18 protein-coding genes are annotated in these 21,767 nt (G+C 60.6%); 9 read left to right on the top strand and 9 right to left on the bottom strand.

Annotation, left to right across the window (positions count from 1 at the left end; translation table 11 throughout):
• Positions 1-21: 21 nt before the first annotated feature.
• The 6 genes from FS819_RS21275 to FS819_RS21250 all read right to left on the bottom strand — a co-directional run bounded on the left by FS819_RS21275 (position 22) and on the right by FS819_RS21250 (position 6,530).
• Positions 22-1,014, bottom strand: a complete 993-nt coding sequence (locus FS819_RS21275; protein ID WP_156547544.1) for an ABC transporter ATP-binding protein — start codon at positions 1,012-1,014, stop codon at positions 22-24.
• Positions 1,011-2,009, bottom strand: coding sequence for an ABC transporter ATP-binding protein (locus FS819_RS21270; protein WP_156547543.1), 999 nt, complete (start codon positions 2,007-2,009; stop codon positions 1,011-1,013). The genes FS819_RS21275 and FS819_RS21270 overlap by 4 nt, the downstream gene beginning before the upstream one ends.
• Positions 2,006-2,872, bottom strand: coding sequence for an ABC transporter permease (locus tag FS819_RS21265; protein ID WP_156547542.1), 867 nt, complete (start codon positions 2,870-2,872; stop codon positions 2,006-2,008). Before FS819_RS21265 ends, FS819_RS21270 begins: the two co-directional genes overlap by 4 nt.
• Positions 2,869-3,819, bottom strand: a complete 951-nt coding sequence (locus FS819_RS21260; protein WP_156547541.1) for an ABC transporter permease — start codon at positions 3,817-3,819, stop codon at positions 2,869-2,871. The genes FS819_RS21265 and FS819_RS21260 overlap by 4 nt, the downstream gene beginning before the upstream one ends.
• A gap of 141 nt (positions 3,820-3,960) precedes the next feature.
• The gene (locus tag FS819_RS21255; protein ID WP_234624483.1) at positions 3,961-5,433 is read right to left on the bottom strand and encodes an ABC transporter substrate-binding protein; all 1,473 of its coding nucleotides are present in this window, start codon (positions 5,431-5,433) and stop codon (positions 3,961-3,963) included.
• A 194-nt stretch (positions 5,434-5,627) separates the two neighbouring features.
• Positions 5,628-6,530 (bottom strand): LysR family transcriptional regulator, encoded by a 903-nt coding sequence (locus FS819_RS21250; RefSeq protein ID WP_156547539.1) that lies wholly within the window; start codon positions 6,528-6,530, stop codon positions 5,628-5,630.
• Positions 6,531-6,930: 400 nt separating this feature from the next.
• On the opposite strand from FS819_RS21250, the gene FS819_RS21245 reads away from it, so the two are divergent.
• The 9 genes from FS819_RS21245 to FS819_RS21205 all read left to right on the top strand — a co-directional run bounded on the left by FS819_RS21245 (position 6,931) and on the right by FS819_RS21205 (position 16,559).
• Positions 6,931-8,115 (top strand): transporter substrate-binding protein, encoded by a 1,185-nt coding sequence (locus FS819_RS21245; RefSeq protein ID WP_156547538.1) that lies wholly within the window; start codon positions 6,931-6,933, stop codon positions 8,113-8,115.
• On the top strand, positions 8,112-8,717 hold the full coding sequence (locus tag FS819_RS21240; protein ID WP_156547537.1) for an ANTAR domain-containing response regulator: 606 nt from the start codon (positions 8,112-8,114) through the stop codon (positions 8,715-8,717). Before FS819_RS21245 ends, FS819_RS21240 begins: the two co-directional genes overlap by 4 nt.
• Before the next feature lie 31 nt (positions 8,718-8,748).
• A complete protein-coding gene (locus FS819_RS21235) occupies positions 8,749-9,642 on the top strand; it encodes a proline iminopeptidase-family hydrolase (RefSeq protein ID WP_234624444.1) in 894 nt (297 codons plus the stop codon).
• 64 nt (positions 9,643-9,706) lie between these two features.
• Positions 9,707-11,404: an ABC transporter substrate-binding protein gene (locus FS819_RS21230; RefSeq protein ID WP_234624445.1), complete on the top strand. Its 1,698-nt coding sequence runs from the start codon at positions 9,707-9,709 to the stop codon at positions 11,402-11,404.
• Positions 11,405-11,559: 155 nt separating this feature from the next.
• Positions 11,560-12,591, top strand: a complete 1,032-nt coding sequence (locus tag FS819_RS21225; RefSeq protein WP_197434044.1) for an ABC transporter permease — start codon at positions 11,560-11,562, stop codon at positions 12,589-12,591.
• 11 nt (positions 12,592-12,602) lie between these two features.
• The gene (locus tag FS819_RS21220; protein WP_070165437.1) at positions 12,603-13,574 is read left to right on the top strand and encodes an ABC transporter permease; all 972 of its coding nucleotides are present in this window, start codon (positions 12,603-12,605) and stop codon (positions 13,572-13,574) included.
• 2 nt (positions 13,575-13,576) lie between these two features.
• Positions 13,577-14,614: an ABC transporter ATP-binding protein gene (locus tag FS819_RS21215; protein WP_156547533.1), complete on the top strand. Its 1,038-nt coding sequence runs from the start codon at positions 13,577-13,579 to the stop codon at positions 14,612-14,614.
• Positions 14,611-15,597 carry an ABC transporter ATP-binding protein gene (locus tag FS819_RS21210; RefSeq protein WP_156547532.1) on the top strand — a complete coding sequence of 329 codons (987 nt, stop codon included), beginning with the start codon at positions 14,611-14,613 and terminating at the stop codon, positions 15,595-15,597. The genes FS819_RS21215 and FS819_RS21210 overlap by 4 nt, the downstream gene beginning before the upstream one ends.
• A 17-nt stretch (positions 15,598-15,614) precedes the next feature.
• Entirely contained in the window at positions 15,615-16,559 is a 945-nt protein-coding gene (locus FS819_RS21205) for an acetamidase/formamidase family protein (protein WP_156547531.1), read from the top strand.
• Positions 16,560-16,612: 53 nt separating this feature from the next.
• On the opposite strand, the gene FS819_RS21200 is transcribed toward FS819_RS21205, so the two are convergent.
• The 3 genes from FS819_RS21200 to FS819_RS21190 all read right to left on the bottom strand — a co-directional run bounded on the left by FS819_RS21200 (position 16,613) and on the right by FS819_RS21190 (position 21,767).
• On the bottom strand, positions 16,613-18,424 hold the full coding sequence (locus FS819_RS21200; RefSeq protein WP_156547530.1) for an acyl-CoA dehydrogenase family protein: 1,812 nt from the start codon (positions 18,422-18,424) through the stop codon (positions 16,613-16,615).
• A 77-nt stretch (positions 18,425-18,501) separates the two neighbouring features.
• Positions 18,502-20,190, bottom strand: coding sequence for an acyl-CoA dehydrogenase family protein (locus FS819_RS21195; protein WP_156547529.1), 1,689 nt, complete (start codon positions 20,188-20,190; stop codon positions 18,502-18,504).
• Positions 20,187-21,767, bottom strand: coding sequence for a PfaD family polyunsaturated fatty acid/polyketide biosynthesis protein (locus tag FS819_RS21190; protein WP_156629716.1), 1,581 nt, complete (start codon positions 21,765-21,767; stop codon positions 20,187-20,189). Before FS819_RS21190 ends, FS819_RS21195 begins: the two co-directional genes overlap by 4 nt.

Raw genomic sequence — 21,767 nt, 5'->3', positions numbered from 1 at the left:
GGCTTTCTCTATCTTTGGTCTTTATCGGATGAAGCTATCGGTCCCTGCCATCACCTCGGCGCGGTGGCAGGCCGCCTCACGTCCGGGCATGATCTCCCGCAGCACTGGCGGCTCAATGGTGCAACGTGTCTGCGCCAGCGGACAGCGCGCACGGAACGCGCAGCCGATATCGGGATCGCCGCTGATATCAGGCAGAGGGGCAGGCTTTTGCGGCCTGCCGAAACGGTGAACGCTTGGCTCGGCATCAGCCAGAATTTTCGTATAGGGATGCAGGGGCTGCTCGAAAACCGCATGGGCCGGTCCCTGCTCCACCAGCCTGCCGCGATACATCACCCCGACCCGGTCAGCGATACAATCCACCACCGCCAGATTATGGGTGATGAACAGAAAGCTGACACCGCGTGTGCGGCGCAGATCCATCAACAGGTTGAGGACCTGACCCTGGACGGAGAGATCGAGCGCCGAGACCGCCTCATCGGCCACGACAAGTTTTGGTTCGGTGATCAAGGCGCGGGCAATGGCGATGCGCTGGCGCTGGCCGCCGGAAAACTCATGCGGATAGCGTTGCGCATGGCTGGCCTGCAAGCCGACGCTTTCCAGCATGGCGGCGACTTTGTCGCGGATTGCTGTCTTGCCCGGCCTTGGCGTCAGCACATGCAAGGGTTCCGCTATAATCCGCCCGATGGTTTGGCGCGGATCGAGCGAGCCGAACGGGTCCTGAAACACCATCTGGAAAGCCTGTCGCTTGCGCTTCAGCGCTTCTGGCAACAGTGAAAACAGATCGTCGCCGTCAAACAGGACATGCCCCGATGTCGGACGATCAAGCGCCATCACCAGCCGGGCAAGGGTGGATTTGCCACAGCCGCTTTCACCGACAATGCCATAGATCTCGCCGCGCCCGACCGTCAGCGACACCTCGTCCAGCGCTCGGCTGGTATGGGAGGCGCCAAACAGGGGACTGCTGACATAGTCACGGGTAAGCATGCGAATATCGAGAAGACTGGTGTCGGTCATCGGCTGACCTCCCCTTGCTCAGCGCGCAGACAGCGCACGCCGCGATCCTCCCCATGCCTCGACCACCCCGGCGCAGTGAGACGACATTCCGTCATCACATCAGGACAACGGTCGGAAAAACAGCAGCCTTCCGGCAGCTGTGCAAACCCTGGAACCGTGCCGGGAATGGTGGCAAGCCTGCCTTGCTCGCCGTCCTTTCCCGACACCCGCTTAGGCACGGCGGATAACAGGCCTCGGGTGTAGGGATTGAGCGGAGAGGTCAGAACATCGCGGGTCAGGCCTTCCTCCATCCGCCGTCCGGCATAGAGAACCAGGTTTCGGTCGCACATGCGGGCGATGACGCCGAGATCGTGGCTGACGAGGATCAGCGCCATCCGGTATTCGCGCACGAGATCATCGAGAATATCGAGCACTTCGGCCTGTACCGTCACATCGAGCGCCGTCGTCGGCTCATCGGCGATCATCAGCGCCGGTTTCAGCGCCAGTGCAATGGCGATGCCGACGCGCTGGCGCTGGCCGCCCGACATTTCATGCGGATAGGTCACGGCCCGGCGCTTTGCATCGGGAATGCGAACCTGATCGAGCAGCTCCACCGCCTCGCGGCGCGCCTGACGCCAGCTGAGGCCACGATGCCAGACCAGGCCTTCGGCAATCTGGTCGCCAACGGTCATCGCCGGGTTAAGCGCCGTCAAAGGCTCCTGAAAGATCATGCCGATCCGGTTGCCACGGATCTTGCACAGCCGGTCTTCGCTGGCGCTCAACAGGTCCTCTCCGTCAAGCAGGATCTGGCCAGTCGGGCGCGCAACGCGGGGCAAAAGTCCGATGACCGCCAGCGATGCCAGGGATTTTCCAGAGCCACTTTCACCGACAATACCAAGTGTTTCGCCAGCCCGCAGATCAAAACTCAGGTCATCGATAATGGGTGTGGAACGGCCATCGGGGAGATCCACCGAAATGGACAGGTCTCGAACCGAAAGCAATGGTTGTTCGCTCATGAGCGCCCCTTTTCACGCGGGTCGAGAAGATCGCGCAGTCCATCGCCCAGCATATTGAAGCCAAGCACAGTAAGCGCGATGGCGAGGCCCGGCAGGATGGCAAGCCAGGGCGCGGCAGCCAGATAGGTTTGGGAATCGGCCAGCATCCGCCCCCAGGTCGGTGCCGGTGGCGGCATGCCGAGACCAAGAAAGCTCAAGCCCGCCTCGGTCAGAATGGCCAGGCCGAGTTGGATGGCGACCTGTACGATGATCTGGCTGGCAATATTGGGCAGGACATGTTCGATGGTTATCAGCACCTGACCCTTGCCTGCGGCGCGTGCTGCCAGCACATAATCCCGCGACCAGACCTGAAGAGCCGCACTGGCGGTGACGCGGGCAAAAACCGGCACCATGAACACGGCGATGGCGATAATGGCGGTAAACCGCCCCGTGCCAAGCAGAGCGCCGAGCATCATGGCCGACAGGATCGGCGGAATGGCGAAGATCACATCATTGATCCGCATGGTCAGCGCCTCGACCATGCCGCGCCGCGCCGCAACCGTAACGCCGAACAGCGTGCCGACGCCCGCCCCAAGCACCACCGCCGCCAAGGCGGTCGACAGGGAGTTCCAGGCGCCGACCATCAGCATGGAGGTCAGGTCGCGGCCAAGCTGGTCGGTTCCCAGCAAGCCATGCACCAGCGGCGGCTTCAGCTTGTAGACGATCTGCATGCGGGTCGGCGGCAGCGGTGTCCAGACCAGCGACAGAAGGGCAATCGCCACCAGCAGGATGATAATCAGCCCGCCGATCAGCAATGTCGGGCGCAGAAAAAGACGGGTGAGCCGCCTGGTAAACGGCTTTGGGGTTGTCACGGTCGTGGTCATTTGCCCCTGCCCCGCAATCTTGGGTCCAGCACGAGATAAGAGAGATCGACAAGGAAATTCATGATGATGACCAGGCCCGCGAAGAACAGGACCACATCCTGCATGACGATGATGTCGCGCTGGTTCAGCGCCTGATAGGCAAGCCGCCCCAGACCCGGCAGGTTGAAGACATTTTCAATCAGGATCGCCCCGGCGATCAGGAAGGTGAATTGCAGGCCAAGAATGGTCATGACCGGCACCAGCGCATTCGGCACCGCATGACGCCACAGAGCCGCACGCCGTGTCAGGCCCTTGGCGCGGGCGGTGCGAACGAAATCCTCGTTCATCACGTCAAGCACCGCCGAGCGGGTGACGCGGGTCAGCACGCCTGCCTGCGGCAGCGCCAATGCGACGGCTGGCAGGGTCAGCGACAGCAGTGCCGGGCCAAATCCTGCCTGCCATCCGGCAAAGCCTCCAGCCGGCATCCAGCCGAGACCGATGGAAAAGCCAAGCACCAGCAACAGGCCGACCCAGAAGCCCGGAACGGCGATGAACAGTTGCGACAGAAAGCCAGCCGTATAATCGAAACCGCTATTGCGCCTAGAGGCAGAAGCGACACCCATCGGGATGGCGATTGCCATGGACAGAAGGATCGCCATCACCGCCAAAGGCAGCGTGACGGTCAGGCGCTCGCCGATCAAGCCAGCCACCGGCACGCCATAGGTATAGGACTGGCCCAGATCCCCCGTCACGGCGCCTGCCAACCAGTGCAGATAACGCATCGCCAGCGGTTGATCGAGGCCAAGCTCATGGCGCAGCGCCGCCAGCGTATCGGGGCTTGCCGAGGTGCCGAGCATGACGGCGGCGGGATCGCCGGGAAGCACATCCATCAGGATAAAAATCAGGATGGACACGGCAGCCAGTGTCAGGACAAGGCCGCCCAGCCGCCTGAGAATAAGGGCAAGCATCTCTGGTTTTCCTTCCGCACGGATTTTTGGGGACCGGCTCCGTGCAAGGACGAAGCAGTCAATCCCACGTGCACTTGTATCAGGCCAATGTGCCTTCACATCGGGAGGGCGATGACCGTTTCCGGCCATCACCGATCAGGATCAATCCTCCCAATGCACATCCGTCAGAACATTGGCGGGGATCGGTTCGTTCTCCCACAAGCCCTTGATCTTCTTGTTCCACACACCAAGCTTCGGCATGACGAACAGATAGAGCGCCGGCACATCCTCCGCCAAAATCTGCTGTGCCTGACCGTAAAGCGTGGCCTGAGCCGCCGGATCGGATGTGGCCTGGATTTTCTTGATCGTCTCGTTGAAGACCGGGTTCTTATAGTTGAAATAATAGGGGTCGCGGGCATAGATATCGATATCAACAGGCTCGGCATGAGCAACAATGGTCATGTCATAATCCGTCCCCTTGAACACATCCGACACCCATTTTCCCGGAAACTCGGTGGGCTCTATGGTCATCGTCACGCCGATTTCGGCCAGCATGGCCTGCATGATTTCGGCGCTGCGCGGCGCATAGGTCATTTGCGGGGTCTTGATGGTGAAGCTGAACCCGTTCGGATAGCCAGCTTCCTCCAGAAGCGCCTTGGCCTTTTCCGGGTTATAGGGCAGAACCTTGGTGGTATCGATATAGCCCGGATCGTTCGGCGTATAATGGCTGCCGATCACAGTGCCGTAGCCGGACCAGGCGCCTTCCACCAGCGTTGAACGATCAATCGCCATCATCAGCGCCTGGCGCACGCGCTTGTCGTTGAACGGCTTGCGGGTGTTGTTCATGCCCGCCACGACCTTCAACTCGGTATTGCCGATAACAGTCGCAAGCTTGGCGTCATCCTTGAAACTGTCCATCAGTTCCGGCGCGCTGAACTCTGGAAAGGCATCGACGCCGCCGGATTTCAGCGCCGCCGCCTGGGCCTGGGCATCGGGAATGAAGCGGAACACCACCTTGTCGAGGCCAAGCTTCACCTGCTTGTTCCAGTAAGCAGGATTGGCAGCAAGCTCCACCCGGTCGCCCTTGGTCCAGCTGACGAATTTGAACGGGCCAGTGCCAATGGGTTTGGTCTTGTCGTCAGCAGCAGTTTTCGGGGCAACCATCACGGAGGCGGGCCAGCCCAGCCAGTAGAGCAGCGAGCCCGCTGGTTCCTTCAGCTTCAAGACCAGCGTTGCCTTGTCCGGGGTCTCGATAGTGTCGATGGCGCTGAAAAACCGTTTCTGGCCATTGGTCGAGTCCGGGCCACGCGCCCGGTCGAGCGTGAATTTTGCCACGGAAGAATCGAATGCCTCGCCATCGTGGAAGGTCACGCCCTCCTGGAGCTTGAATGTATAGGTGAGACCGTCGGGGGAAATTTCCCAGCTTTTCGCCAGCTGCGGGACGATCTTGCCGTCGCGGTCGATAGCAACCAGCCCTTCGAAAATATTCTGCCAGGTCACCTGGCCGATTGCCACGGGGGCTGCCACCGTCGAATCAAGCCCGGTCGGCTCGATATTCATGCCGAGTGTCAGCGTCCTCTGGGCCGCCGTCGCCAGGCCGGGGCCGACAAGCGAGACTGTCGCCGCCAGCGTCATCAACGCGATGCAACGCAAAGTGCCCGGCTTGAAAAAGCGTGCATGAACCATCGTCAAATTCCCCTTCGTGAACGCTCGTTTTTCCGTGTTTACCACGGGTGGCGTCATTGCCGAAAATATTGTCATTTCGCAAGCAACCACACAATGCGGTTTTTTGTGTTCTGCGTGGAGCGCAAAACGCTACACGCAATTCTTCATTTCCCCATCTGTTCGCGCATGAACCGCTCAACCGCATCCACCAGCTTGGAAGCGGCAAACGACAATTGCCGGTCACCGGCGACGCACAGATCGATGGGTGTGCGGATACCCGCCCCACCGGCAATCGGGATAACCACCAGTTCGCCAGACCGGCGCTCACGCGCCACCGTCTGGGCTGGCAGCAATGTCAAGGCGGCACCGCGCAACACCAGTTCCCGCTGCATTTCCAGCGATCCCGTCACGAAGACCGGATCAAGCTCCAGACCAGCCTTGGAAAACCAGGCATCGAAGGCGCGGCGCGCACCAAAGGACCCATCTGGCACCGCCAGCGGAAAGCGGGCAAGCTCGGTGACGGTCATTTCCGCCAAGTGCGCTGCCGGATGGTGGCTGGCAGCGATGACATCATAAATGATTTGCGCCCGTGCCCGCACCCTTATACCCGGATCAGGCTCTGAAAACAGGGTAACGGCCATGTCCGCCTTGGCGCTCGACAAGGCCTCCATCGCCTGACCGGCGCTGGAAATGGTCACCGAAAACCGAATATTGGGATAGACCAGGCTGAAATCGGCCAGAGCCGGTGCCAGCAGATTGGCCACCGTCGCACCGTTTGCGTGGATAGTGACATGACCGCGCTTCAAGCCCTGGAGATCGTCGATCAGCTGGTGAACATGGTTCAGCTCACGCAATGTCTTGCCCGCTCTTGCCGCCAGCAACTCGCCCGCCGCCGTCAGCTGGATGCCCCGGCTCGACCGCTCGATCAACACCGTACCGAAATAATGCTCCAGCTGGTCGATCTGTCGGGCAAAGGCGGTCGGCTGCACGTTCAGACGCTCGGCAGCCGCCCGCATCGACCGGGTCCGCACCAGTTCATCGAAATAGATCAGTGCTTTTATGTGCATGCCCGCTCATCCCCGCCGCAACAGAATTGCCAGATTTCTCCACGGCTTCCAAGTCCTGCCTGGGGTGATGTTTTTCCCATATTCGCCCTATCGCTCCGTTAAGCGTACTCGTTGCAGAAGATACGAGCGCGCAACCATTGAAGCCTAATAAATAAGCTAAAATTCTTATTGACTATATTTTAACCGGAGCATAGCCTGCATACACGCTCCTGAAAATCCCCTAGGGATTGAGGGACAAAATGGTCGCCTGACATATTCGATGAAAATTGTCCTGGCAGCCGATCACATGGCTTTGATGCCGCAGGCAAACACGCCCCGCAACTCGTCTTCACGGACGGGCCGGGGCTTTTTTTATGCGCGATTTCTCCCCTAGGAAAGATCGCAAGGCAAGAGTGACTGCATGACAAGGATGACCGTTCCGATTTCGATCCTGTTCTCGACCACCGGGCCTTATGCGGCACTCGGTCGGGAAGCCGTCGACGGGGCGATGGCGGCCATTGCGCAGATCAATACCGATACGGCATTTGCTGTTCAAATCGAGGCGAAACTGGCCGATCCCGGCGGCAATGCCGAGCGCTATGGATTGATGGCGGAAGCGGCCACCCGCGATGATGGCTGCAAACATATCATTGGCGCCATCACGTCCTGGAGCCGCAAAGAAATCCTGCCGGTAGTCGAACGCTCCGGCGCCCTGCTCTGGTATGCCTTTCCTTATGAGGGCTATGAGGCCAGCGACAGCGCGCTTTATCTCGGTGCCTGTCCCAACCAGCACCTTCTGCCGCTGTTTGCGCATATCCTGCCACGGTTCGGGCGGCGGCCTTTCATTGTCGGGTCCAATTATATCTGGGGGTGGGAAGTCAGCCGGATCGCTCGGGAACTCACCGAGGCCAGCGGCGGCCAGGTCGTCGCGGACCGTTATATGCCGCTCGGCTCCACCCAGGTCGATCACCTGATTGCCGAAATCCGCCAGAAGCGGCCCGATTTCATCCTGAGCAATCTCGTCGGCCAATCGGCAGCCGCCTTTCTGGCCGCCTATGACGCCCTGCGGCGCGAAGACCCAGATTTTGCCCCGGAACACTGTCCTGTCACCGCCTGCAATCTCTGCGAAACGGATCTCGCCGTTCTGGAGCCATCCGCCCGGATTGGCCATATCACCACCTCTGTCTATTTCCAGGGACTGGAGAGCGCGGAAAATCAGGAGTTCAAGGCAGGAATCGCACGGCGTCACGGTCAGGACCGCCGCCTGACCACGCCTTTCGTTTCTGCCTATACCGCTGTGATGGTTCTGGCGCAGGCCATTGCCGATGTGGGCAGCGACATGCCGGAGGCCGTGCGCCATGCCGCCACGAACCGGCTATTTCGCACCCCGCTTGGGCCATTGAAAATCGACCCCCGCACCCAGCACGCCGCGCTTCGTCCGCATATCGCGCTTTCGGACCACGATGGTTCCTTCACGCTGTTTCAGAGTGCGCCGGTGCCCATTGAGGCTGATCCCTATCTGGTGCGCAGCCAACCAAAGCGAATGGAAGACACTCCACCCACGCCTAAACCCCAGACGTCACCATCGCTGAAGGTGATCAAATGAAGCGGCCCGAACGTCCCCTGCTTGCCAATTGGCATGCGATCATCCTGCATCGCCCGCATCCTTCCGTCGATGCGCTGCAACGCCAGCTCGAACTCCTGCATATCCGGGTGACGATTGCCTGGCCGCAACTGGACGAGAGCCATGCCGGGGCCGACATCGTGTTTTTCGATGCCGATATGGGTCATGACGGTCAGTTTCCCTGGCCAGCCGGATTTGCGCCGATGCCGATGATCGCGCTGATCGGCTCGGAAACCCCTGGGCGGATCGAGTGGGCGCTGTCGCAAGGCTCCAATGCCCATTTCCTAAAACCGGTTGGCTCTACCGGTGCCTATAGCGCCCTGTTGATCGCCGCCCACGCCTATCAGGCAGCCCGTAGCCAGGCAGATGACATCCGCAGCCTTGAAAACCGGGTCCGGCAGCGACCGGTCGTGGTGCATGCCGTGCTGGAACTGCTGCGGCAAGGTGCCTGCACCGAGGCCGAGGCCTGGCGCAGATTGCGGATGGTGGCGATGGACTGGGGCATGACCATCGAGGATGCCGCCGAGGCCATCTGCCGCAATGACCGGCATATCGGCGAGTTCCCCATCCCGAAATCCAACTGAAACAGAATTGCAGTCCAAAAGGAGTTTTTGCGTGTCGACTATTGAAGGTTTCGCCCCCTACGGCGAGTATCAGACCTGGTATCGGATCACCGGCGACCTCACCTCCGGCAAGCCGCCGCTGATCGTGGCCCATGGCGGTCCCGGCTGCACCCACGATTATGTCGATAGTTTCAAGGACATTGCCGCAACGGGCCGCGCCGTCATTCATTACGACCAGGTCGGCAATGGCAAATCCACCCATCTGCCCGACAAGGGCGGCGACTTCTGGACGGTGGCGTTCTTCAAGGCGGAACTGCACAACCTGATCGACCATCTGGGCATTCGCGGCGCCTATTGCCTGCTCGGCCAATCCTGGGGCGGCATGCTCGGCGCTGAATTTGCCGTGGACCAGCCCGAAGGGTTGAAAGCCCTGGTGATCGCCAATTCGCCAGCCTCGCTGCGCACCTGGGTCTCAGAGGCAAACCGGCTGCGTGAAGCGCTGCCCGCTGATGTGCAGGCGACATTGCTGGCCCACGAACAGGCGGAAACCACCGACAGCGACGACTATATGAAGGCAACCGATGTCTTCAACCAGCGCCATGTCTGCCGCGTCGTGCCGATGCCAGCAGAAGTGCAGCGCACCTTTGATGCGATTGCCGCCGATCCGACCGTTTATCACACCATGAACGGTCCCAATGAATTCCACGTTATCGGCACCATGAAGGACTGGACCATCGAGGGCAGGCTCTCAACCATCACGGTCCCGACCCTGCTGATTTCCGGCCGGTTCGACGAGGCGACCGAAGCCTGCGTGCAGCCCTTCGCAGACGAAATACCCGATGTGCGCTGGCGGATTTTCGAACAGTCCAGCCACATGCCGCATGTGGAAGAGCGCGACGCCTGCATGGCGGAAGTCAGCGCCTTCCTCGACCAGAAAGCTCCCTGATAACGGCCCCGACAAGAGCCGCCACAATCAACCGACCCAATAAGAACCAGAGGGAATGAACTCCATGACCAGATCGACCAAAGCCTTGTCCTGCAAGGCAGGCACATTTCTCGCAACCTGCCTTCTCGCCCAGACAGCACTTTCCGGTATCTCCTATGCAGAGGATCGGGCGGCGCTGATGGCCCAGCATCGCGGCGGCACGATGACGCTCGCCGCCGTTTCCGCAGCCGGTACCATTGACCCCGCCATCAACTATACCGGTCAATATTGGCAGGTCTTGCAGATGACCAATGACGGGTTGGTCAAGTTCAAGCAGGCCGCCGGCACCGAGGGCTTCAAGATCGTGCCTGACGTGGCCGAAGCCATTCCCGAGCCGCAGGACGATGGCAAGACCTATGTGTTCAAGATCCGCAAGGGCATCATGTTCTCGACCGGCCAGGAATTGAAGCCGTCGGATGTGGCCGCCTCCTTCCAGCGTATCTTCAAGGTCAATGGTCCAACCACTGGCAGCTTTTACAACGGCATCGTCGGGGCCGACAAATGCATTGCCGATGCAGCAAACTGCACGCTTGAAGGCGGCGTGATTGCCGATGACGCGGCGGGCACCGTGACCATTCACCTGACCCAGGCGGATTCGGAATTCTTCGACAAGATGGCCGTGCCGCATGCCAGCATCCTGCCAGCCGACACGCCCGCCAAGGACGCTGGCACGACGCCGCTTCCCGCCACCGGCCCCTATATGATTGCCAGCTACAACCCTAATGAAAAAATGGTACTGAAGCGCAATCCGCATTTCAAGGAATGGAGCGTCGATGCGCAGCCGGATGGCTACGCGGATGAAATCGTCTACCAGTTCGGCATGACCGAAGAGGCGACGATCAACGCCATCCAGAACGGTCAGGTCGACTGGATGTTCGACACGCCGCCCGCCGACCGCCTGCCGGAACTGGGCTCGAAATATGCCAAGCAGATGCATATCGATCCGCTGGCTGCCTTCTGGTACCTGCCGATGAATACCAATCTGGCGCCGTTCAACAATATCAAGGTGCGCCAGGCGGTAAACTATGCACTGGACCGCGACGCATTGGTGGGCCTGTTTGGCGGCGAGGCGCTGGCCTCCCCGACTTGCCAGATCCTGCCGCCGGATTTTCCCGGCTATGCTCCCAACTGCCTTTACACCAAGAACCCCGGCGAAAGCTGGAGCGAGCCTGATATGGACAAGGCCAAGGCACTGATCAAGGAAAGCGGCACCGCAGGGCAGAAGGTAACGATCATTGCCGAGGATAATGCGGTAGGACGCGGCATTGGCACCTATGTGCAGAGCCTGTTGAACGAGCTGGGCTATGACGCTTCGCTGAAGGCGATCTCGCCGAATATCGAGTTCACCTATATCCAGAACACCAACAACAACGTCCAGATCAGCGTCACGCAGTGGTACATGGATTATCCGGCAGCCTCGGACTTCATCAACGTGCTGCTGTCCTGCGACAGCATCCATCCGGGCAGCGATTCCTCCATCAATATCGCCGGTTACTGCAACAAGGAACTGGACAAGCAGATGCAGGAGACGATGGCACTGTCCATCAAGGACCCGAAAGCGGCTGACGCCAATTGGGCCAAAATCGACAAAGCCTTCATGGAACAGGCACCGCTCGCTCCATTGTTCACGCCAAAGAGCGTCAACTTCACCTCGGCGCGGCTCGGCAATTACCTGTTCAACAAGCAGAACCGCTGGGTGATCTCGCAATCCTGGGTAAAATGAGCCGGTACATCAGGGGCGGCGCGTGAAAAGCCCTGCCCACCCTCCCCTCGTTGGGGAGGGTTGGGGAGAAGCCTTTTACCTAAAAAGCCTTCGCCCTCCATTTCCTCCATGACCGAGCTTGAAGAGAAGCGCAGATGAACGATGTGTCGGAAGGCATGGCCAGCCCTGCCCAATCCAATCGAGAGCCTGAACCGCAGGCGCCTAGAAAAGCCGGTGGCGCCAGCCCGTGGCACCGTGCCTGGCGGTTGCTTCGCAGGGATAAATCGGCCATTGCGGCGGCTTTCGTGCTGCTGGTCATCATCGCCTCCAGCCTCGCCGCCCCGCTCTATGCCTCGATGGTATCGGGCACCGACCCGTTCCGTTCCAATCTGAGCGGCAGGGTGACAATCGACGGTCAGCGGGTGAAGGTCATGCAGGCGTCTACCGAAGGCCTTGGCCTCGGCGTTACCCCGATCGGACCGACCCTCAAAGGCCCATACTTCCTTGGCGCCGATAGCCAGGGCCGCGATGTTGCTGCCCGCCTGCTCTATGGCGGACGCAATTCGCTGCTGATATCCGCATCGTCAACCTTGATCTGTCTGGTGCTGGCCGCAATCGTCGGGATTTCGGCTGGCTTCTTCGGCGGCGTCACCGATATGGTGCTATCGCGCATTCTCGATATTCTCTGGGCCTTTCCGGTCTATCTTCTAGCCATTTCGCTGTCCATCGTGCTGATTTCGCAGGGCATTACCATCGGCCCCATCGAGATCAATTCCAGCAGCCTGCTGCTGCCCATCGGCATTATCGGCATTATCTACGTGCCTTACGTGGCGCGTCCGGTGCGCGGACGGGTGCTTTCGCTCAAAAACAGCGAATTCGTGCTGGCCGCCATCGGCCTTGGCATTCCCAAATGGCGCATCCTGTTGAAGGACATCTTGCCGAATGTCTCGACCACGCTGATCGTCTTCATTCCGCTGATGATGGCGCTGAACATCATCACCGAATCCTCGCTGTCCTTCCTCTCCATCGGCGTACAGGCCCCGGATGCCAGCTGGGGTACGATCATCCAGGATGGCCAGGGCCTGCTTTACACCCGCCCGCTGGTGGCCCTGTCGCCGGGCATTGCCATCGTGCTCTGCGTGCTGGCGCTCAACGTGCTGGGTGACAGCGTGCGCGATGCGCTCGACCCGCGCACCAAAGTGATTTGAGGAGCCACCCGATGATTTATGCCCTCATTCAACGTTTCGCCCAGATGATCTTCGTGCTGTTTGGCATTTCGGCGCTGGTGTTCCTGATCTTTTTCGCCACGCCCGGCGCTGATCCTGCCGCCCGCATTGCCGGACGCAATGCCTCGCCGGAAACCGTCCAGGCGATCCGCAAGGAATTCGGCTTCGACCGGCCGCTGCCGGTGCAATATGGCATCATGATGAAACGGCTGTTCATTACCCAAGATCTCGCCTCCTTCGTCAATCGCGGCATGAAAGTCGTGCCGCAAGTGACGGCTGCTGCCCCCGTCACCCTGTCGCTGGTGTTCGGCGCCGCTGTGCTCTGGGTGATCGGCGGCATCGCGGTCGGCGTCATTGCCGCCATGGCCCGCGATACGGCACTGGATCGCGGATTGATGGTGCTGGCGCTGATCGGGGTTTCCATGCCGGTCTACTGGCTGGGCGAGGTGATGAACCTCATTTCCCAGCACCGCTTCCACGACACGATCTTCTTCTCCTGGGTGCCATCGCTTGGCTACAAGCCGTTTTTCAGCGACCCTGCAGGCTGGTTCAAGACACTGATTATCCCATGGTGTACACTGGCCGCCCTTTATATCGGCATCTATGGCCGGGTGCTGCGGGCAACGCTGGTCGAATCCTATCAGGAGGATTTCATCCGCACTGCTCGCGCCAAGGGTCTCAGCCCATCGCGGGTCATGCTGCACCATGCGCTGCGCACCTCGCTCATTCCGTTCGTCACCATGTTCGGGCTGGATTTTGGCGCATTGGTCGGTGGCTCGGCGCTGCTGACGGAAGTGGTGTTCGGGCTGAACGGCGTCGGACGCCTGACCTATCAGGCCCTGCTCAATCTCGATCTGCCGATGATCCTTGGCACTGTGATCTACGCCTCCTTCTTCGTCGTCATCGCCAATGCCCTTGTTGATGTCGTCTATGTGCTGATCGATCCGCGCGTGCGGGGAAGCTGAAAATGAACCAGAACGACACCATTAAAGACCGGCCCCTGCTGCTGGATGTCAACGGCCTCAGCGTCTCCTTCGCCACCGATCGTGGCTATGTGCGGGCGGTGCGCGATGTGTCCTTTAGCGTGCGCGAAGGTGAAATCCTGTCTGTCGTCGGCGAATCCGGCTCCGGCAAATCAGTGACCCTCTTGTCGCTGCTCGGCCTGCATGACCGCAAGACCACGCGGGTGGACGGCACCGTCACCTTTCGCGGCCAGCGCATTCTGGAGATGTCGGCGAGCCAGATGCGGCGCATTCGCGGCAAGCAGATCGGCCTGATTTCCCAGGACCCGATGACGGCGCTGAACCCGGTGAAATCAGTGGGCTGGCAGATCGCCGAACAGATCCGCGCCCATGAGCCGATCTCGGCACGGGCCGCACGGCTGCGGGCCATCGAACTGTTGGGCGAAGTCGGCCTGTCCAATCCAGGCGAGGCGGTGGACCGCTATCCGCATCAGCTTTCCGGCGGCATGCGCCAGCGCGTCGTCATCGCCATGGCGCTGTCCTGTAGCCCTGCGCTGCTGGTGGCCGACGAGCCAACGACGGCGCTGGATGTGACCGTCCAGGCACAGGTGCTCGACCTGTTGATCCGCTTGCGCAAGGATTTCGGCTCGGCGATCATTCTCATCACCCATGACATGGGCGTGGTCGCCGAAGTCGCCGACCGGGTGGCGGTGATGTATGCGGGCCGCATCGTTGAACGCGGCACCACCGACCAGATCTTCTCGACACCGATGCATCCCTATAGCTGGGGCCTGATGGCCTCGATCCCGCCTTTGACCGGCCCGCGCCTGAAGCGGCTGAAATCCATTCCCGGCATGCCGCCCACTCCAGACAGCCTGACGGAGGGCTGTGGATTTGCACCGCGATGTATGTTTGCGCGGGAGGGCTGCGCAGCACATCCACCATTGCGACGCATGGGAGAGCAATCGGCGCTCTGCGTGCTGGACGGGCCGGAACGTGAGGCTCTTCGCCAAGACATCCTGCCGCTGGAGACCATGGCATGAGCGAGACATCTCACACCACGCCCCTGCTCTCGACGCAGGATCTCACCAAGAGCTTCACTGTCGGCAAGACCATGCGTCCCGGCTCCGGCAAACTGCTGCGCGCCGTCGAAGGCATTAGCCTCGACGTCTATCCGACCGAAACCCTTGGGCTGGTCGGCGAATCTGGCTCCGGCAAATCAACGCTCGGACGGTGCCTGACACGCCTCTATGATGTCAGCGGCGGATCGCTGACCTTCGACGGGCAGGACATTACCAAGGTGGACGGCAAGGCGCTGAAATCGGTGCGGCGCAAGATGCAGATGATTTTCCAGGACCCCTCCGCCTCGCTCAATCCACGCCGCAAGGTGCGCGATGTGCTGAGCGAAGTGCTGAAGGTTCACAAGATCCGCGAGGGTGCCGCTATCGAGGACCGCCTGGCCGAACTGATGGATCTCGTCGGGCTGAGGCGCGAATATCTGGACCGCTATCCGCATGAGTTTTCCGGCGGACAGCGCCAGCGGATCGGCATTGCCCGGGCCTTGGCGGTCGAACCGAAGATGATTGTTGCCGACGAGCCGGTTTCCGCGCTCGATGTGTCGGTGCAGGCGCAAATCGTCAACCTGTTCAGCGAGTTGCGCGAAAAGCTCGACCTCACCTATGTGTTCATTGCCCATGATCTGGCCGTGGTGCTGCAGGTCTCAACGCGGGTGGCAGTGATGTATCTCGGCTCCATCGTCGAGATCGGCGAAACGGATGCGCTCTATGCCAATCCTAGCCATCCCTATACGCAGGCACTGCTGTCGGCCATTCCGCAACCGCATAAGCGCGAAAAGCGCGAACGCATCCTGCTGACAGGCGAAATTCCAAGCCCGCTCAATCCGCCAAGCGGGTGCAAGTTTTCCACCCGCTGTCCTTATGCAAAGGATATCTGCCGCGACCTGCGACCACCGCTGACGCCTGTCTCGGCAGAGCGCAAAGTCGCCTGTCATTTTCCGCTGGATTGAAGAAAAGGGAGCCTGCCATGTGCATCGCCTGCACCCATACCATCCACCGCGCCCAGCATCACTTCGGCTGGGACAAGGATTTCAAACCGGCGCTGGTCGCAAAACCAGGCGAAACGATCCTGTTTGAATGCATGGATGCCTCCGGCGGCCAGCTCGGCGCCGATGCAACGCCTGCGAGCCTTGCGACCCTGGATTTTGCCGGAATCAACCCGGTGTCCGGCCCGGTTTATATCGAGGGCGCCATGCCCGGCGATGTGGTCAAGGTCTCCATCCGCAAGTTTCATCCCTCCGGTCTCGGCTGGACCGCCAATATTCCGGGCTTTGGCCTGCTGGCCGATCAGTTCAAGGACCCGGCCCTGCATGTCTGGCACTATGATGCGGTGTCGATGATCCCTGCCCTTTACGGCCCAGGCGGCAAGGTGCCGCTGAAACCCTTCGCCGGAACCATCGGGCTTGCGCCAGCCGACCCCGGTCCGCACTCAGTCGTGCCGCCGCGCAGGGTCGGCGGCAATCTTGACATCCGCGATCTCTCGGCGGGTGTGACGCTTTATCTGCCAGTCGAGGTCGAGGGCGGATTGTTTTCGGTCGGTGACACCCATGCCGCGCAAGGCGATGGGGAAGTGTGCGGCACCGCTATCGAAAGCCGCATGGATGTGGAACTGACGCTGGATCTGGTGAAGGGCATGGCCCTGCAAAGCCCGCGCTTCACCGTGACCGAACCCGTCACCCGGCATCTGGACGGCGCGGGCTATGAGGTGACGACCGGCATCGGCCCTGACCTGATGACCGGCGCCCGCGAGGCCGTGATGCGGATGGTCGATCTTCTGGCAGCCGAGCACGGCATGGCCCCAGTCGATGCCTATATGCTTTGCTCGGTCTGCGGCGATCTCAGGATCAGCGAAGTGGTCGATATGCCGAACTGGGTGGTGAGCTTTTATTTTCCCCGGATCGTTTTTGCCTGACAATAGGCAAGTGACGGCAGCGGCACGGGCCGCCGCCCTCACTGTTTTGACGATCAACTATTGGTCAGCAGCTTGCCGCCCTGTTCCATGCTTTCGCGGCTTCCCGCATATTCGAAGGGGAAAACCGAGAAGGCCCGGTTGGACTGATAGAGATCACCGATCACCTCGATCAGGCCGGACACCTCTTCCGGCTCTGGCAGGAACTCGGTCGGGTACATCCAGTGCATGATCCGCTTCAGGCAATAGCCAAGCCAGCCCGATCCATCCGGCAGTGAGGCAGGCATGCCACCAGCATTGGCCACGGCAAACTGAATGCAGCAGGCGGCGGCATTCAGGCTGCAATAGCGGTCTGTCAGCGCATAGAAATTGGCGCTGTTGGAAAATCCGCGACCAAGTCTCGCCTGGGCGTCGCGCCGGGCCTGATCCAGCTTGACGACCTCATCCATCACGCTCACTGCCAGCGCATATTCGCTCTCCGACACCAGCGGCTTCAACTCACGCAGTGCATCTGGAAGGCCCGCCAGACTGATATCATCGCCATTGCCGGACAGGCCGAGCTTGCTCCAACGCGGCGGCCCAATCGGACGGCGGATATCGTAGATATCGTCCAGCAGCGCCCGGCGCGCTGCATCGAACGGCTGTTCACGAGCGGCCAGCGCCTTGCCAAGCGCCAGTTCCATCTGGCTGCCAACGACGCGCATGTTCACATAGCTATTGCCATCGACAAAGCCGGTCATGCCGATATCGCGCAGCAATTTCTGAAAGACCCCGTGGCCGAAGCCATCACGCATGTAAAAGCGTGCGCCGATCACAGTTGCCAGGCTTTGCAGCGATTGCTCCAGCCGCTTCGGCACCAGATATTTGGAAATGGAGGAATAAAGGAAAAGCTGGCGGGGCAGGCAATGCACCAGCCGGGTCGCAGATGCGACCATGATTTCCGAAATCATCAGATCGGCATAGGCATCGGCGATCTGACGGCGGCTGACCGGCAATTCGATCACTTTCTGATTGCCATAGAGGCTCCGATTGGCAGCAAAGCCATAGGCCAGCCGCAAGCCGGTATCGACAGCGCCGAGGCACATGGCAGCCACGCCAAGCCGCAGGGATTGCTGGCTTTTCAGCGATACTTCCAACCCGGCACCTTCGCGGCCAAGCACCTGACCAACCGGCACCTTGGCATCCTCGTAGCGCACCCCGCCCAGCGGCAGGCCGCGCACGCCGTAAAGACGTTCATTGGGCAGAACCCGGTAGTTCTTGCGCTCAAGATGACTGCGATCAACGATCAGCATCGTGTGAGAGACCGGCGAAATCGCCTCGTCCGTGCGCGCATGGACGATCATCGCACCGGCCCGGTCGGCAAAACCAATCGGCCATTTCTCGCCATTGACGCGGTAGAACTCACCATCCTTGATTGCCGTGGTCTCGTTGGTCAGAAGGTCGCTGCCATGGCGGCCTTCGCTCAACCCCCAGGAAATCGAGCCACCAGAGGCCACGAAGCGTCCATATTCCCGGATCTGCTCTTCCGTGCCGCAGGTGACAATCGCCAGATAGCCGATGAAGGGCAGGATAGCGATGGTTGCCAGCGTCATATCGCGGCGGGCAATGGCCCGGTACATTTGCAGGGATTCCGGATAGGAAAACATCATGCCGCCAGCACCTTCCGGTACCAGCCATTGGCTGATGCTTTCACCCACCAGCGCATCATAGGGCCGAGCGGGGAACCGCTCCGCTTCGTCATCAGCCATGATCTGCGCGAAGGAGGCCGGTGCTGCCGTATCCCACGGATCGCCCATGGCCAGATCCAGCTGCCGCAATGTCGCCAGGACCTCGGCAGACCCTTTTTTCTTCACCTCGGGAAATAGCATCTGAAACTCCTGATCAAAATGTCTTGCATGGCCCTGTCAAGACCACCTGAAAAAACGAAAGAAATCATCGACCGCTGCTAAACCGCAGCGTGCCGTTTTTCATCACTATAAACGTCTTCATTCGCCCCCATCGCCTCTGCGAGACTATGCCAAGCCGCCTGATAGAACCGATCTTCTCCGCTGAAGGCGTAACGATCACCGGCCAGCAGGCGTTGCAGCATGAAGGGTAGAAGCGCGTCTCCGCCTTCAGCCAGTGCCGACAGCGCGCAACAGGACACGGCATAGAGCCTTGCAAATTGCGCCCCGGCATTGACGGCTTCCGGCCTTTCACCCTGGCGCAGGGCCAGCAATTCAGCCATGCCCTCTTCCAGGCTGGCAAAACGTGCCTCTGCCTCTTGCAGCGCGTCCACCACCGCACGGTCGTGTTCGGATGCCGCCTTGGCAAACCGCTCGCCAAGCCCCGGCAGCAGATCCGTCAATGGCTCGCCAGCCCTGTTCAGCATCGGCACCTTGGCAAGCACCATGGCCGGGCAAGGCGAGGACGGTGACAGCTCCGCCTGCAATTGCGCAAACAGCGCATCGGCAAGACCCGGTTCCAGTTTGGCGCGGCGCTTCGTCAGACTGGGCAATTGATTGGCCAGCATGCCGAGATTAACCTGCGGATTGATGTCCATATATTGCGCTACTTCACCGTCGCGGCGCAATTTCTGAAGGATCGCCGAGACCGGCTCCTCCGCCAGCACCGACCGGGCACCCAGGGCTGCCATCAAGCTGGTGAAAATCCGGCTGCTGAATTCCTGGGCGATCTGCTTGGCAACCGCCGCCGCCACCGGAAAATGCTGCGGACGGAAAGACGCGAAGCGGGCCGCAGCCTTGGCAACGCTGTCCATGATCCGGTAATCGGCATAGGCACCGGCCAGCAGGAAATGCTGGTGCGGATGGCCGCCATTCGCCTGTTTAGAGATCTCGCCATAGGTCAACCGCAAGGCGCTTTCGCAAGGGCCGAGCATGGCGCCAATCGACAGAAGCTTGATGACGGATTCGGCGCGAAACACCAGCTCGATGCCTTCGCCTTCACCACCCACCCGGTTAGCTGCATTGACACAGGCCACATCAATATCGACATCGGCGACATCAATGCCCTTCATGCCGGAAAGCTCTGCGCGCGGATGCGGCAGGGTGGATTCCCATTGCGGCTGCCGGTCGATCAGAAACAGCGAGAAAGCCGCCGGTCCGCCTGCACCCGTCTTGGCCATCACCATCAAGGCCCGCGCCTTTTCGGCCTGACCGACCAGCCATTTGCGGCCATTGATCACATACCAGTCACCCTGACGGTCAGCCTTTGTCTGGTTGTTGATCAGATCGCTGCGAATGCCGGGTTCGTTGACGGCAAGGGCAATGCTGTGGCCCGCAAGCAGCCAGTCCGACAGGGTCTTACGCTGTGCCTCAGTGCCAGCCAGATCAAGCACGGTGATGGCCCCAATGGAATACATCAGCCGGGGCATCAGCGACGGATTGCGGCCCGCCAGAAGGCGCGCCATTTCAAGCACCGCTTCCAGATCCACCAATTCCCCGCCCGTCTTCCAATGGGCGGGAATAATCTGCTGGATAAAACCGGATTCGATCAGAGCCTTGGCCTGGAGGTCGAGACTATCGCCGTCGAGATCAGCCTTCACGGCAGTGGCGAAGGAAAAGGGGTGGTCGTCTTCAAGCGGATCGCCCAACAGCGCCCGCAACCGGTTAAGATAGGAGGCGGATGTTGTCATAGCGGCGCAATCTCATAGGACATCGGATGGGGGAAGCGGACACCGGCCATGGCCAGCCAATGCAGCCGCGTCTCAAAGGCCGCGCCCTGCAACAGATGGGTGGCGACATCCACGACACGGCGGCTCTCCGGCTGTTCCAGATAGGTGCCAGCCGTCCATTCGTTGAAGTCACCAATCGCCGGACCGCTCCAGATCTGGTAGTCGATCTGACGCCCCTCTTCCCCGGCATTGGCCCAATGAGATGCCTTTCCGAGATAGGCGCGAAACACCAGCGCCATCTTGCGCTTCGGATCGGCTTCCGCCTCCGTGACCTGTTTGGGGTCGCGGCCAACGAAATAATCCGCCGTCATCCGCCAGACATCGGCAAGGCTTTGCTTGAACAGTTTTTGCTCCAGTTCCTGCACCACCGGTTCCGGCAGGGCATCCAGACTGTCATAGCGGCGATAGAGATCGTAGAGCATCTTGGCGCGGCTGGCGAACAGCGTGCCGCGCTTCAACACCTGCAGCTCCACCCCCAGTTCGAACATATCAGCAGCCGGTGCCATGGTGGTATCGGCAAAGCCGCATTTGGCCAGAAGGGCGCGCACCGAAGGCGACGAGCCGGATTCCTGGCAGGCCTGATTGACCGAACCGGTCACCACATAGGCGGCACCCGTCGCAAAGGCGGCGGCAATTGCCTTGGGCGAGCCAAGTCCGCCGCCGACACCGATGCGGATCGGCTTGGCGTAACCGTTTTTCTCGGCGACTTTCTGCGCCTGCCGCAGCATGATCGGCAGCAGCACAACCAGCGGTCTGCGGTCGGTATGCCCACCGGAATCGGCTTCAGCCGTAATGTCGTCGGCAATCGGCACCTGGGCAGCCAACGCCGCCTGTTCCTCGCTGATCGCGCCTTGGGCCAGCAGCTTTTTCAAGATGTTTTCCGGCGCGGGCTCCATAAAGACCGAGGCCACTTCCGAGCGAGAAACCTTGGCGATCAGCCGATGGCCGATATCGATGCTACCATCCTCGCGGCGGCGAAGGCCAAGCGCCCGGTAGCGCACCAGCGCGGGTGTCAATCCCATGAAGGCCGAGGCTTCGACAATGGTGACACCATAGCGCAGCAGAATATCGATCAGGCCGTTTTCCATGGCCGGTTCGCTGGGGCTATGGATAAGATTGACCGAAAACGGCGCACCCTGGAGCGCCGAGGTAATCTTGGCCAGCGCCTGATCGACCTGCTCCAGCCGGACACCGCCCGCACCATAGCTTGCCAGAAAGCCCTGCTGCGCCAGCGCAATGACCAGGTCCGGCGAGGCGATGCCATTGGCCATAGCGCCTGCCATATAGGGGAAGCTGAGATCATAGCGGGCCAGAAAATCCGGGTCCCCCAGCGCACTTGGCGCCAGGGCTGGGTAGCGGCAGACCACTTTGAAACCGGCTTCCAGCGGCTCCAGTTCCGAGGTCACCCCAAGCCGGGTGCCATCGCTGACCACCGAGCCGGGCTGATCCAATTTCTGCAATTGCCGACGGATTGACGGGGTATCCCAGACAATAGCCGGCGTTGCGGAGGCGTCTTCAAATCGTGCATTGATCGTCAT

This window comes from Allorhizobium sp. Av2, from assembly GCF_021462805.2.
In the GTDB taxonomy this organism is placed as follows: domain Bacteria; phylum Pseudomonadota; class Alphaproteobacteria; order Rhizobiales; family Rhizobiaceae; genus Allorhizobium; species Allorhizobium vitis_G.
The sequence above is the reverse complement of the archived record's forward strand: the minus strand, read 5'-3'. Positions and strand labels throughout refer to the sequence as shown.